The 13313-nt window shown below is 35.0% G+C and carries 16 protein-coding genes; 14 read left to right on the top strand and 2 right to left on the bottom strand.

Annotated elements, in window-relative coordinates:
- Nucleotides 1–13: 13 nt before the first annotated feature.
- A complete protein-coding gene (locus H7K77_RS21720; RefSeq protein WP_186577753.1) occupies nucleotides 14–1054 on the bottom strand; it encodes a C40 family peptidase in 1041 nt (346 codons plus the stop codon).
- A gap of 172 nt (nucleotides 1055–1226) precedes the next feature.
- Between H7K77_RS21720 and H7K77_RS10280 the strand changes: the two genes are divergently transcribed.
- The 7 genes from H7K77_RS10280 to H7K77_RS10250 all read left to right on the top strand — a co-directional run bounded on the left by H7K77_RS10280 (nucleotide 1227) and on the right by H7K77_RS10250 (nucleotide 5135).
- On the top strand, nucleotides 1227–2033 hold the full coding sequence (locus H7K77_RS10280) for an anthrax toxin lethal factor-related metalloendopeptidase (protein ID WP_186577752.1): 807 nt from the start codon (nucleotides 1227–1229) through the stop codon (nucleotides 2031–2033).
- A gap of 47 nt (nucleotides 2034–2080) precedes the next feature.
- Entirely contained in the window at nucleotides 2081–3040 is a 960-nt protein-coding gene (locus H7K77_RS10275; protein ID WP_186577751.1) for a thymidylate synthase, read from the top strand.
- Nucleotides 3041–3062: 22 nt separating this feature from the next.
- Complete coding sequence (locus tag H7K77_RS10270; RefSeq protein ID WP_186577750.1) at nucleotides 3063–3551, top strand: dihydrofolate reductase; 489 nt, start codon at nucleotides 3063–3065, stop codon at nucleotides 3549–3551.
- A gap of 82 nt (nucleotides 3552–3633) precedes the next feature.
- Nucleotides 3634–3831: a twin-arginine translocase TatA/TatE family subunit gene (locus H7K77_RS10265; protein ID WP_328701089.1), complete on the top strand. Its 198-nt coding sequence runs from the start codon at nucleotides 3634–3636 to the stop codon at nucleotides 3829–3831.
- Between the two features lie 20 nt (nucleotides 3832–3851).
- Nucleotides 3852–4031: a twin-arginine translocase TatA/TatE family subunit gene (gene tatA, locus H7K77_RS10260; protein ID WP_186577749.1), complete on the top strand. Its 180-nt coding sequence runs from the start codon at nucleotides 3852–3854 to the stop codon at nucleotides 4029–4031.
- 112 nt (nucleotides 4032–4143) lie between these two features.
- The gene (tatC, locus tag H7K77_RS10255) at nucleotides 4144–4902 is read left to right on the top strand and encodes a twin-arginine translocase subunit TatC (protein ID WP_186577748.1); all 759 of its coding nucleotides are present in this window, start codon (nucleotides 4144–4146) and stop codon (nucleotides 4900–4902) included.
- 14 nt (nucleotides 4903–4916) lie between these two features.
- The gene (locus H7K77_RS10250; RefSeq protein ID WP_186577747.1) at nucleotides 4917–5135 is read left to right on the top strand and encodes a YozE family protein; all 219 of its coding nucleotides are present in this window, start codon (nucleotides 4917–4919) and stop codon (nucleotides 5133–5135) included.
- An 83-nt stretch (nucleotides 5136–5218) separates the two neighbouring features.
- Here the strand turns inward: H7K77_RS10250 and H7K77_RS10245 are convergent, their stop codons facing one another.
- The gene (locus H7K77_RS10245; protein WP_186577746.1) at nucleotides 5219–5533 is read right to left on the bottom strand and encodes a YolD-like family protein; all 315 of its coding nucleotides are present in this window, start codon (nucleotides 5531–5533) and stop codon (nucleotides 5219–5221) included.
- A 122-nt stretch (nucleotides 5534–5655) separates the two neighbouring features.
- Here H7K77_RS10245 and H7K77_RS10240 point away from each other — a divergent pair, with 122 nt between their 5' ends.
- The 7 genes from H7K77_RS10240 to msrA all read left to right on the top strand — a co-directional run bounded on the left by H7K77_RS10240 (nucleotide 5656) and on the right by msrA (nucleotide 13284).
- On the top strand, nucleotides 5656–5862 hold the full coding sequence (locus H7K77_RS10240) for a hypothetical protein (RefSeq protein ID WP_186577745.1): 207 nt from the start codon (nucleotides 5656–5658) through the stop codon (nucleotides 5860–5862).
- Nucleotides 5863–5940: 78 nt separating this feature from the next.
- A complete protein-coding gene (locus H7K77_RS10235; RefSeq protein WP_222599321.1) occupies nucleotides 5941–7086 on the top strand; it encodes an exonuclease SbcCD subunit D in 1146 nt (381 codons plus the stop codon).
- Between the two features lies 1 nt (nucleotide 7087).
- Nucleotides 7088–10204, top strand: coding sequence for an AAA family ATPase (locus tag H7K77_RS10230; RefSeq protein WP_186577743.1), 3117 nt, complete (start codon nucleotides 7088–7090; stop codon nucleotides 10202–10204).
- 135 nt (nucleotides 10205–10339) lie between these two features.
- Complete coding sequence (locus H7K77_RS10225) at nucleotides 10340–10717, top strand: DUF5365 family protein (protein WP_186577742.1); 378 nt, start codon at nucleotides 10340–10342, stop codon at nucleotides 10715–10717.
- Between the two features lie 71 nt (nucleotides 10718–10788).
- Entirely contained in the window at nucleotides 10789–11037 is a 249-nt protein-coding gene (locus H7K77_RS10220; RefSeq protein WP_186577741.1) for a DUF2584 family protein, read from the top strand.
- A 588-nt stretch (nucleotides 11038–11625) separates the two neighbouring features.
- Nucleotides 11626–12237 carry a VrrA/YqfQ family protein gene (gene vrrA, locus H7K77_RS10215; protein WP_186577740.1) on the top strand — a complete coding sequence of 204 codons (612 nt, stop codon included), beginning with the start codon at nucleotides 11626–11628 and terminating at the stop codon, nucleotides 12235–12237.
- An 84-nt stretch (nucleotides 12238–12321) separates the two neighbouring features.
- On the top strand, nucleotides 12322–13284 hold the full coding sequence (gene msrA / locus H7K77_RS10210; protein WP_186577739.1) for a peptide-methionine (S)-S-oxide reductase MsrA: 963 nt from the start codon (nucleotides 12322–12324) through the stop codon (nucleotides 13282–13284).
- Nucleotides 13285–13313 lie beyond the last annotated feature (29 nt).

The raw sequence follows: 13313 nt of genomic DNA, 5'->3' as shown, positions 1-13313 counted from the left end.
GGCCTGACGTTTGTTATTTTTGTATGGCCAATCGCTTGGCTCCTAGGTATCTTGGTTCCCAGTAGGAATTATTCATATTGCTTATTTCTACACCACGAGATTCTCCTGCATGAATGAACTGTCCATTTCCAACGTAAATGCCCATATGGGAAGGTCCTGCCTTATAAGTTTCGTAGAAGACAAAGTCACCTATTGATAATTCATTTACTGGTTTCGTCATATTCCATATATCACTAACTGTTCTAGGTAATTGTATGTTAACGGTTTGAAATACATATTGAATATAGCCGCTACAATCAAAGCCACCAGGTGATTCTCCGCCCCATACATATGGTGTGCCAACATATTGTTTAGCGTTACTAATTAGTGTTGCTGTGCTATAGGCTTGTTGTTCAACTGCCTTAGGTACTTGCTTCGGCTCTTTTGGTTCCGTTGCTTCTTGCTCTTTTGATTTTTCTTTTGGCTGGGTAACTTCAGTAGGTTCAGCTGTGTAGATAGCATTAATCGTTTTTTCATTGACCTCAGGTTGGACCTCGATTCCATGATCTTGTTGAAATGCTTTCAAAGCCTGATCAGTCATTGGCCCATAAATGCCATCTAATTCATCTTTGTAATAGCCAAAATAATGTAAAGCTTTTTGAATGGTCTCTATATCTTTTCCTGTGTCACCTGGATAGTAGTTTTGATCAATGGATCTGAGTGGTCTTAAGTATTTTTCTCTCTCTATTTTAATTAAGGTATTCATTGTTTTTTCATCAGCTTGACCGGTTGCCTTTAAGTTGTTATCTTTTTGGAACTTTTTTAAAGCATATTCAGTTAAAACACCATAATCTCCGTCAATTTCTTTATCATAATAAGACAATTGATTTAATTTATACTGCATAACACGGACTGCATCATTATGAAGTCCGTATTTTAGCATACTAGATTCTGCCAATACTTCATTTTGTAACATAGGGTATGCATCTACATAAAAGGAGAATGGCTGACTTAACACAAACCCATAGGCCATGGATTGCTTTACAAGTTGCTGTACACTTCCATTTGTTAGCATGCAAATTACTCCCCTTTCCAATTTATATGACTTAATCAAGATTTATGTGGAAAAAGACAGAATATGCTCCAATTTATCAAACGAAATATTTTTGTAATATGTTACAATAGGGATACCCACTTTTAGCTTACAAAGATTAAATGAGGTTTGTAATCTTTAGAACTATATATATATGAAAAATAAACTATGTGCAGTTATAGTTATTTTGTTTTTTTCATTTCTTTCTTCGATTGAGATAACAAGGCCTTTTTATGGCATTCTGTTAGAAAAAGCTTTCGGACAAGATGATTTGTTAAAACTTGAAACGTTAGAAAATGCAGATTTATTAAGTGATTTAGTTATTATTCCTGAGAAGGTTGAAAATAGAGATGAATTAATACTAATGGTTGAGCGAATAAACGGTATTGATCGCCCTTTATTGAAATTACTTACTAATCAAGGGGTTAAGGTCAGATTATTTGAAGGAAAGCTGACAGATGAACCATTACTTTATTACCTAAAATGGCAGAAGCCACGTGGATGGGATCAAGATGTCACTTGGGAAAAGGTTCCCGGTTCTGGAGGGAGTTGGCTAATTTCTGCAAAGATTGGTGCCAGCATGCAAGGGAGCGGGCACAGTTCTATCAATCTTGAATTACATGAAATTGGGCATACTATATTCAAAGTGTTAAAGACAAATCCATCTCTTGCTGAAGATTTTCAAGAAGTTTGGCATGAGGAAGTAAATAACATCTTTCCTGATAAAGAGTATTTTATTAATTACAGTTCCGAATATTTTGCGGAGATGTTTGCCTACTATTATTATTCAGAAAGATCAAATGCAAAAATGAAGTATCGAGCACCTAAAACGTATCAATTTTTTGTTAGTTTGCCCTCGCTTAATATGAAAAGCTTCAACCACCAGTTCTTTCATAGTATGAATCCGTTAATTAAACCTAGGTTCTTTGCTTTGTCTAACTATGATATACACTGGTCATGATGTATTATTTTAACAAGATAACTTATATAGAGTAAAGGAGTTTACGAATGGTCACAAGTGAACAAGCGTATTTGGATTTATGTAAAACGGTTTTAAAAAGCGGTACAAGGAAAGGGGATCGAACAAATACGGGTACGCAATCTGTATTTGGTTACCAAATGCGGTTCGATTTAAAGGAAGGATTCCCACTTCTTACTACGAAACGTGTCCCTTTTCGGCTGATTGCTAGTGAATTATTATGGTTTATAAAGGGAGATACAAACATTCAATATTTGTTGAAACATGATAATAATATTTGGAATGAATGGGCGTTTAAAAGCTGGGTTGAATCGGATGAGTATCAAGGTCCAGATATGACTGATTTTGGAAATAGAAGTCAACAGGATCCAGAATTTAATGCATTATATAAGGGCCAGATGGACAAGTTTAAAGAGAAGATTCTCCACGACGATGATTTTGCTAGCAAGTACGGTGATCTAGGATCTGTATATGGACAACAATGGAGAGCGTGGAAGACATCAAAGGGTGAAACCATTGATCAGTTAAAGCAAGTGATTGATTCGATTAAACATAACCCTAATTCTAGAAGGCATATTGTGTCTGCATGGAACCCTGAGGATGTACCTACTAATATGGCTTTACCGCCATGTCATACGATGTTTCAATTTTATGTAGCTGACGGTAAATTGTCCTGTCAATTATATCAACGTAGCGCAGATATATTTTTAGGTGTACCATTCAATATTGCTAGTTATGCACTGCTGACGCACTTAATTGCCCATGAGTGTAATCTCGACGTAGGAGATTTTATTCATACTTTAGGTGATGCACATATTTATTCTAATCACGTGGAGCAAGTTAAAACACAGTTAAGCAGAGAACCAAAAGCATTACCATCTTTAAAAATAAACGGAGATAAGCAGTCGATTTTTGATTTTGAGATGGAAGATCTTGAGGTTGTTGGGTATGATTCGCACCCACCAATAAAAGCACCTGTTGCTGTTTGAGTTTAAAAGGAGTATTGTCTAGATGATATCTTTACTATTAGCTATGGATCAAAATAGAGTGATCGGGTATAAAAATGATTTACCATGGAAATTACCGAATGATCTCAAATTTTTTAAAGAATTAACCACCTCTAATGTTATTATCATGGGAAGGAAGACCTTTGATTCCATGGGTAGACCGTTACCTAATCGGAGAAATGTGATTATGACAAGGGATACTTCTTATAAACAACCTGGATGTGATGTTATTCATTCCATTGATACGATCATAGAGTGGGAGAAGCAAAATCCTGAAATAGAGTACTTCGTGATTGGTGGAGGTAATATCTTTAACCAAGTTTTACCTTATGCTAATCGAATGTATATAACCCTTATAGAAGAAGCCTTTCCCGGTGATACATTCTTTCCTGAATTCGAGGAAGAAGAGTGGAATATCACTAAAAAAGAAAAAGGACAAAAGGACGAAAAAAATCCCTATGATTATTATTTCATTCAATATGATAGGAAGTAATTATTTTCTGCTAGGACAATCGTCTAAAAAGTGTTAAGATAGGGAGTAAGTTAAGTAATTCTTTTATAATTGAGGTGACCTTATGTCAATGATTGGCATTCCGGGATTAATACTTATCCTTGTTATTGCATTAGTTGTTTTCGGACCAAAAAAGTTACCGGAAATTGGAAAAGCAACTGGCGAAACATTACGTGAATTTAAAAAATCCGCACGCGAGCTGTCAGAAGAAGACGATGAAAAACTAAGTAATCAGCAAAATTCTGAAAAAAGCTCTAATTAAAATTAATGGAGTGATGTGGGATGGGTTTGGGTAATATTGGATTCCCTGGTTTAATTCTAATCCTAATTATAGCCCTTGTTGTTTTTGGACCGTCTAAACTTCCAGATATAGGGAAAGCGGTTGGAAGTTCATTAAGAGAATTTAAAAAGGCAACAAAGGACATTATGAGTGACGATGAGGATAAAAATTCAAATAAGTAAGACTATAGTAATAATCAATAGGAAGGTGTAAGGAGATATATTACCTTACATCTTCTTTTCTGGTTTTCTTATGTTAGGTATTACCCAGTGTTATTAGGAGAGGAAGCAATATATGTCTCAAGATAATCATGTTCCCAATAAAGAAATGAACTATTTGGATCATTTTTCAGAATTAAGAAAACGTTTAATTTGGACGGCAATCGTATTTATTATCTTTTTTGCAATTGGCTTTATTTTTGTTGGTGAAATTGAAAACTTCTTTTTAAAGGATATAGATGTTACCTTAAGCTTAATAGCCCCAGGTGAAATTATTTGGATTTATTTTACGATGGCATTTCTTGTGGCAGCAATAGGTACCATTCCATTTTTATGTCTTCAAATCTGGTTATTTGTGAAACCGGGTTTAACACCAAAGGAACGAAGAGTGTCGTTATCTTACATACCAGCAATATTTATATTATTTATAGCCGGTTTAATCTTTGGCTATTATATCTTTGTAGGATTTATTTTACCGTTTTTACTTTCTTTAAATGACGGTACATTTAATACGATGTTTACGGTTGAAAATTATTTTAAATTTATATTTCGCGTTACTATTCCATTTGCTTTCTTTTTTGAAATTCCAATTGTCATGATGTTTTTGACTAGTTTGGGAATTGTTAATCCATCGTTTTTACGAAAAACTCGTAAGTACGCATATTTTGTATTGGTGGTACTTGGTACAATTTTATCTCCACCTGATTTTGTCTTACAGCTTGTTGTTGCTGTTCCACTAATTATCCTATATGAGATTAGTATTGTATTATCTAGGATAGTATACAGAAAAAAACAAGAAAAGCACGATATGTTTACGAGTGAGAAGGAAGACTAGGAAGGAGCATGTAAATGCGTTCGTTTTATCATTACGTGATGAGGTACCGGGGGATGAAAAAACCTACAGAGGAAAGTAGGCTAGCGGATTGGATTTTTCGTGATCATGATTTCCCGAAGCATTCCACCTCATATGATGAAATAAGTAGATATTTAGAATGGAATATCCCATTCACCGAAGCTGTTCAAGTATTTGATAGACTTTGGGAGGATTATCTTGTGAATGAAAGCTAAGTCCGGACGTTTGTGGGCTTAGCTTTTTTTACAAAAAGAGCCTTGAAATGATTTCTTGGATATTTATATTATATTACGATAAATTAACGTACATTAATAATATCCTTCAAATAAATAGTCTCAGCTATCTCTGTTGTTTTTATTTTAACTACAGTGTTATCTAAACGAACAATCGTTCCAGTTACCTCTTCATAAAAACCCCTATTATAAAAGGTGATGCAAATAGATGTTTGATAAGAATTGGCTTCTTGCATAACACGATTCATTTCTTCTAACTGCTGTTCATCTAACAGTGGTTTTTTTGTCTTTTTATCTTCTTTCCACAAGTTTTTTAGCATCTCTACATGCTCTGGTAGCATTAAAGATGTCCACTTTATAGAACCACGGTCATTAACCATTTAGCTTCCTCCTTTTCAATTGGTGCTATCAGTAATTATTAAATTATAAACGAACAAATGTTCTAAATCAATGGATAAGGAACATATGTTTGTATATAATGTAGAAAAGGAGGCTGTATGTTATGACTATAGAACAAGTGAATCGTTATGCTAACAAAACAATTGAAATTATTTATTGTTCATCTGATGGAGAATTAACCAAAAGGCGTGTAAAAGTGCAGGGTATTACGAAAAAGCAATTTTTTGGGTATTGTTATCTCCGGAATCAACGTCGAAGCTTTCTAGTAGAAAATGTTCTGGCATGGCAGCCTACTACTAATTGGTATTAATTTTCGAAAACATATAGTAACAAAACATGACAAAAAACGTGTAGAATAGTAGTGAAGGGGAGGATTATCGTGAAAATAATGCACACAGCAGATTGGCACTTAGGAAAAATCGTAAATAGCGTTCATATGACAGAAGATCAGGCCTATGTATTAGAAGAATTAATTACTATCATAAAAGATGAGAAACCTGATGTCATTATTATAGCAGGAGATTTATACGATAGATCAATCCCACCAAAGGAAGCCGTTGAACTATTAAATCATGTACTTACCAAAATAATTACGGACTTTGAAATCCCAATCCTTTCTATTTCAGGTAATCATGATAGCCCGGATCGATTAGAATTTGGAACACAATTATTTAAGGCAAAACAATTATATATAGAAACAAAATTAAAAAACAACCTAGAACCAATTACATTGTATGATCATGCGGGTCCTGTACATTTTCATTTAATACCCTACATGGAACCTGCTGATGCTCGTCAATTTTTTGAGGATGAAACGATCCAATCGCACCAAGTTGCAATGAAGGCTATTATAAATCACATTGAACAACACAATGATATGGATGAAAGACATATCTTGGTTGGACATGCTTTTATAGCAGGTGGAATGGAATCAGAATCAGAAGAACGCTTATCCATGATCGGTGGAAGTCCATACGTCGATGCAAACTTATTCCATCTATTTAATTACGTCGCGTTAGGTCATTTACATCAGCCACAACGGGTAACAAGGGATACGATTCGCTATAGTGGGTCCATATTAAAGTACTCTTTTTCGGAAGCAAATCATAAAAAATCTGTGACTATTCTAGAAATAGATGAAACGGGTCAATGTCATATGGAGTTTATTCCCCTTAAGCCAAGGAGAGATATGCGTGTGATTGAAGGTTATTTTGCTGACCTTTTAGACGAGAAGTATGTGCAACGGACAGAAGATTACTTGCATATAAGCTTACTAGATGATGGCCAATTAGTGGATCCGATGGGGAAATTACGTAAAAAGTTCCCCAATATATTACGCTTAGAACGGAAAGTACTTTCATCTAAAATGAAATTAAATGATTTAAATAGAATTAAAGAAAAGCAGCAAATGTCACATATTCAATTGTTTGAATCCTTTTATGAAGAAATGAAAGGGGATCTAATAACAGATCAAAGAAAGTCTCACATGGCCAAGGTTATACAACAATTAGTAGAGCAAGAGAGGGGGAAATAAAGTGCGTGCTATAACGTTAGAAATGACTGCCTTTGGACCGTATCGTGATAAACAGGTTATCAATTTCAACGAGCTTGGCGACGAATCGATTTTTTTGATAACTGGTCCTACCGGCGCAGGAAAAACAACGATATTCGATGCTATATGTTATGCATTATATGGTCGTGCAAGTGGTAGTGATCGTGATCAGGATTCATTAAGAAGCCATTTTGCCAATATAGATCAAACTACCGAAATCAGTTTTATATTCTCTCTAAAGGGCAAAATTTATCAAGTTAATCGATATCCTAAACAGCAAAAGCGCAAAGAACGTGGAGAAGGATATACGGAAGACCCTGCTCGTGCAGAGCTCTATGAAATGGATGGGAATAATGGGCTCAACTTAATCTCAGCCAAAATAAAAGATGTCAATGAATCTTTAGAGGAAATGCTTGGACTTGATTATGAGCAGTTTCGCAAAATGATCATGATTCCTCAAGGGGAATTTCGTCGTCTAATATCCGAAAATAGTAAAGAACGTGAAGAAATCCTTCAAAAAATTTTCCGTACACATTTTTATCAAAGAATAACAGATGAATTGAAAAAACAATCGAAAGAACTCAAACAATGGATTGAGCAAAACGAGTGGAAAATAACGCAGGAAGTAGAGAAAATATCTTGGAAACATGTTGATGTAGAGACGATTGAAGATGCAACTACAGATGAGATATTAAGTAATTTAAATACGGAAATACAAGTAGGAAAAGAAGAGAGTACCAAATGGAATCATCAATTAAAAGTTGAAAAAGAATCACTCAAAAAAATACAGGAAACACTTTTTGAACAAAAGCAACTTGCAGATAAATTTGAAGAGTTTGCTCAATTAAATAAAACAAAAGAAGTGTTAGAACAGCAATTACCACAAGTGATAGAGAAGAAACGCGTTTTAGAACTTGCGCAAAGAGCTGGTATTATTATTCCGTTTGAAGACCAAGCGAATAATCGAAAAAAAGAGTGGCAGGAGCAAACACAGAAGCTCACTGAGCAAAAAGAAAGAGTAGCTAGACTCCAAAAGCAATATGAAGAAGTGAAGCATTCCTATGAACTGGAATTAGCAAAAGAGAAAGAACGTGAACAGCTAAAAGAAACGATTCAATCTGAAAAACAACAGTTAGAAAAACTTACAAGCTATTACCAATTAAAAGACAAACATCAGCTTGTTACTAAAAAGCTAAACACAACACAACAAACGATGAAGCAGGTAAAACAAGAAGTAGAGAACTACACAAAAGAAATTGAGGAATTAGAAAAGCAAGTAAATGATCAAACGAAGTGGACAAAAGCATTTTATGAGATGGAAGCTAAGCTGAAAGATAGACAAGAAAAGCTAACAAATCTAGAAAGATTGAAAAAAGAATTTACAGAGCTTGATAAGTTAAGAAATGAATTTCAAAAGGTTAATCAATACTATCAATCTATTCAAAAACAGGTTACAGATAAGCGTGAGACCATTCAAAAGTTAGAACAAGAGCAACGTGAAAACCAAGCCTATTATTTAGCGCAACATTTACATGATGGTGAAACTTGTCCGGTTTGTGGTTCTACGGAACATCCAAATAAAGCAAACAAAAGTAGCGAGTCTATTTCAGAGGATAGAATCAATGCTTTACAAAAAGAGCTAGCTACCATTGAAAAACAACTAGAGCAGAGTCAGGAAAACTACATTCAGATAAAATCTAATGGACAAGCACAGCGTCAAGTAGTAGAGAAGCTATATACAGAATTACAAGATGATCAATTGGAATTAGAGATGGAATCCATTAGTGCTTATATAAAAAAATCAATCGAAACTAGAAAGAGTCTAGAACAGGAACGGGATATAATTAACCAACAAATAAACTGGATTGAACAAGCTGAAAAGCAACGTCAAGTGCTACAAACAAGTAAAAAAGAGAAAACAGAACAATTAGAAAAGATGCAACTAGATAGTGAAAAGGTAAGTGAAGAGCACATACGAATTAAAACCCAATTAGAAAGTCTTGAACAAGATATCTCAGACAAGAATAGTACGCCAACAAGTGTACAGCAGCAAATAACGAAATTGGAAACCACATTCCAAGAGTGGGTAAAGAGATGGGAGTTAATTCAAGAAAAATATCAGCAAGTCAGCTCCGAATTGCAACAAGCAACGGTTATACTGGAACAATTACAGACCTTCTTAGTGGATTTAAAAGGTCGTTATGAAGAGCAACAAGCGCTTTATCAGCAAAAAGTGCAGGAAAATGAATTCACATCCGTCGATTCATATCAATCTGCAAAGCGATCTGAACCAGAACAAAAGGAAATTGCAGAGGCAATTAATGAATTTGAAAAAAGAAAACAATCTAATCACGATAGAATCGTAACTTTGCAGGAACAGTTAGAAAATAAAGAAATACCGAATCTAACTATGTTAAATGAGAAGCTAACCGAACAAGAGAATAAAGTAGATCATACAAGTCAAATTATTCAACAATTATCTATTCAAATGGAACAATACGAACAGATTAAACAATCGCTTGACGATTTGCATGAAAAAAACCAAAGTCTCACCAAACAGTACTATGACATTGGTGAGTTAGCCGACTTGGCTAGAGGAGAAAATCACTTAAAGTTGTCATTTGAAAGGTATGTCTTATCATCCTTTTTAGACGAAATTTTATTGCAAGCAAACATTCGCATGGATCAATTAACCGAACATCGATACCAGCTTATTCGTAGTGATCAAGTTGCCAAACGAGGTGCCCAAAGTGGATTAGACTTAGAAGTTATTGATCATCATACTGGACAGCAGCGCTCTGTTAAAACACTGTCTGGAGGGGAAGGCTTCAAAGCTGCTCTAAGTTTAGCACTAGGAATGGCTGATGTTGTCCAAGCACACGCTGGTGGGGTTCAATTAGAAACCTTATTTATTGATGAAGGATTTGGAACCCTAGATGAACTTTCCTTGGAACAAGCTATCGATTGTTTAAAGGGTTTGCAGCAAAGTAATAGGATACTAGGGATTATTTCTCACGTACCTCAATTGAAAGAAGAGATTCATGCAAAATTACAGATCAGCACGACCCCTCAGGGATCACATGCGACATTTACTTTCTAACAGTTTTGCCAATAATTACTCCTAAATTTAGACGTAAATACATGGTATAGTATAGGAAATAAGATTAGTCCCTTGTCCTAAGATAAGGGCTCTTCTTTTTAGCCTAATTCGTTGCTTAATATAGGAGGCAAATTTATGAAAGTTGTAACTGCATCTACACCCGAACAACAATACTATGTAAAAGAGCTGATTGAAAAGCTATATGATTCTATCTTTCCGTATTTTTTTACAAAAGAGTACATACAAGAGTTAAAGAGATTTAATCTGATGCATGTACCTAACCTGGAGGATCTAGATTTAACGGAGATTATGGAGGTCACGGCGGCTGTACAGACAATTACTACAATTCTAGAACAATCTGTTCAAACCACCGACAATCTTTCTGGATATGAACAAGCTTTTAATAAGAATGCCACAATTTTATCTAAATATGAAATTGATTTTCCATTTCAATTAAATGATTTTTGTGGAAATATCAAAGGCAATACTCCACAAAATACTTTTACTATTTAATGTTATTTATAAAGCATACAATCGTTTTATAAGTTATAATGAAGTAAAAAGGTATAGATGGAGGGTTCTTTATGTCCATGCCTATGGCAATCGAATGGAAACTTATCACCTACGGCAAGGAGAAGCGAATTAAAGGTCAGGATAATCTATTTGAAATCACTTTTGATGGCTATAAGTTATTTCCTTTGAATGAAACAATTGAGTTAAGAAGAAATGATGTATCTGACCAAATCGGAAGTGGTGAAATTGTCGAACTTACGTGGAAAGATAATACAACAGTTTGCAAATATCAACTGATCTCTTTGTATAACGTCAATTAACGACATATTCTATGTGGTTTGATAGCGTTTTACGTAATTTAGTGCGCTTGCCCGGGAAATACTTTGGTGTCACGTTTAATGGTTTTAAAAGAGAAGTGTTTTCATAAAATCGTCATAACTATGACCACTCAAGTTAACTTTTTATAGGATATAATAAAAGCATAATAGTTTTCAAGATTATACTGATTTTGAAAAGAGGGATATTATGCTTGGTGCCGTATTATTTGGAATAATTTTGAGTGGTACAATTGGATTAATTATTACAGCTGATATAATAGCTGAATAATAGAACATTGTGAAAGAGATGACCCATTGGTCATCTCTTTTTTTCGATAGTGAAAAATCTGACAGGAATATTTCGATCAACTCCTAACACTGACCAGATTCCCTCCAATTCATTATAATAACTTACATTATTTTGTTTGCGAAACACTCTTTGTTTGTTCTTTTCTTTGTCATCTTATTCTATATGAGATTAACAGACTTACCCTAATCTTTTATTTTAATAAATTTTTCTAGGTGCCTACACCGTTTTCTGTTATAAACGTACATTAGTAGTAACAGTAAAAGAAGAAGAGAGGGATTCATATGTTTAAGCCACCTCAAGGACGGTCTCCATTTACACAAATGGGCAATCGAGGTCCAATGGGTCAAATCGGACGTGGAATGGGATCACATGGCCCGTCTCCTATGAGGCAGATGGGGCAATTAGGACAAATGGGACAACAAGCAGCATCAAGAACTAGCAGTGGTGGAATCAAAGGAATGCTTCAGAAATTTATTAAACCTTCCGGTGCAGGTCAAGGGGTAACTGGGATTGCAAACGCTGCTACAAGTGGTGGTGGATTAACAAGTAAGCTTGGAAATATACAGCAAGTGATGAAAATGGCACAATCTGCAACACCGCTAATCCGGGAATACGGTCCAATGGTTAAAAATATTCCAACGATGGTTCGAATGCTTAAAGCGTTTAATGAAGCAGAGGATGATGATGAAAATGAAGACGATGAAAATGTAGAAGTGGAACCAGAAAGTATGGAGAATGAGGAGGAAGAAAAGAAAGCTAAGGTGAACGTGACGAAGGAAAGTATAAATAAAATAGATATTGATGCAGAATCGTATAAAAAACAAAAATCGAAACGCTCTGAAAATAAAGAGAAAACTTTACAAGGAACATCTCGTCCAAAGCTTTTTGTCTAATCGAATGCACACTACTTGATTTTTTCATTCATTAAGTTAAAAATGGGAGGAAAAGATATATAGACATCCTAGGAGGCGTGTTCAGTGCTTAATGAAAATCAAGAATTAGCCACATTTGCAGGTGGATGCTTTTGGTGTATGGTAGAACCATTTGATGAAAGGCCTGGTATCGTTCAAGTTATATCAGGATATACAGGAGGAGAAATAGAAAACCCGACGTATGAGGAAGTATGTTCTAATACAACTGGGCATGTAGAAGCGGTTCAAATCACTTTTAATCCAAACATTTTCCCATATGAAAAACTTCTAGAATTATTTTGGTCGCAAATTGACCCGACTGATCCTGGTGGGCAGTTTAATGATCGAGGAGAATCGTATCAAACGGCAATCTTTTATCATAATCAACAACAAAAGGAATTAGCCGAACAATCGAAACAGTCACTCCAAGAAAGTGGTAAGTTCTCAAAACCAATCGTTACACAAATACTACCTGCTAAACCGTTTTATGTTGCTGAAGAGAAACATCAGGATTATTATAAAAAACAACCTTTTCATTATCGCTTATATAAGAAAGGATCAGGTAGAGCTGATTTTATAAAGGAAAATTGGTCCAAGAAAATTGATAAAGAAGAATTAAAAGAGAAGCTAACTCCTATTCAATATCACGTAACTCAGGAAAACGGAACAGAAAGACCATTTCAAAATGAATATTATGATACAACAGAAGAAGGTATTTATGTTGATGTTGTCAGCGGCGAACCTTTGTTCTCTTCTCGTGATAAGTATGATGCGGGTTGTGGTTGGCCTAGTTTTACAAAGCCGATTGATCGAAAGGCTTTATCGGAGAAAATGGATACGACTCACGGAATGAGAAGAATAGAGATTCGTAGTAATGAGGCTGACTCCCACCTAGGTCATGTATTTGAAGATGGTCCTGTTGACCGCGGCGGTTTAAGGTATTGTATGAATTCAGCTGCAATGCGCTTCGTTCCAACTGATAAGATGGAAGAAGAAGGGTATGGAGAGTATTTGAACTTGTTTAAATAAATAGAATGAAACACAACTGGTGCCTAATT

Source organism: Aquibacillus kalidii (assembly GCF_014280935.1).
Taxonomy (GTDB): Bacteria; Bacillota; Bacilli; order Bacillales; family Amphibacillaceae; genus Aquibacillus_D; species Aquibacillus_D kalidii.
The sequence above is the reverse complement of the archived record's forward strand: the minus strand, read 5'-3'. Positions and strand labels throughout refer to the sequence as shown.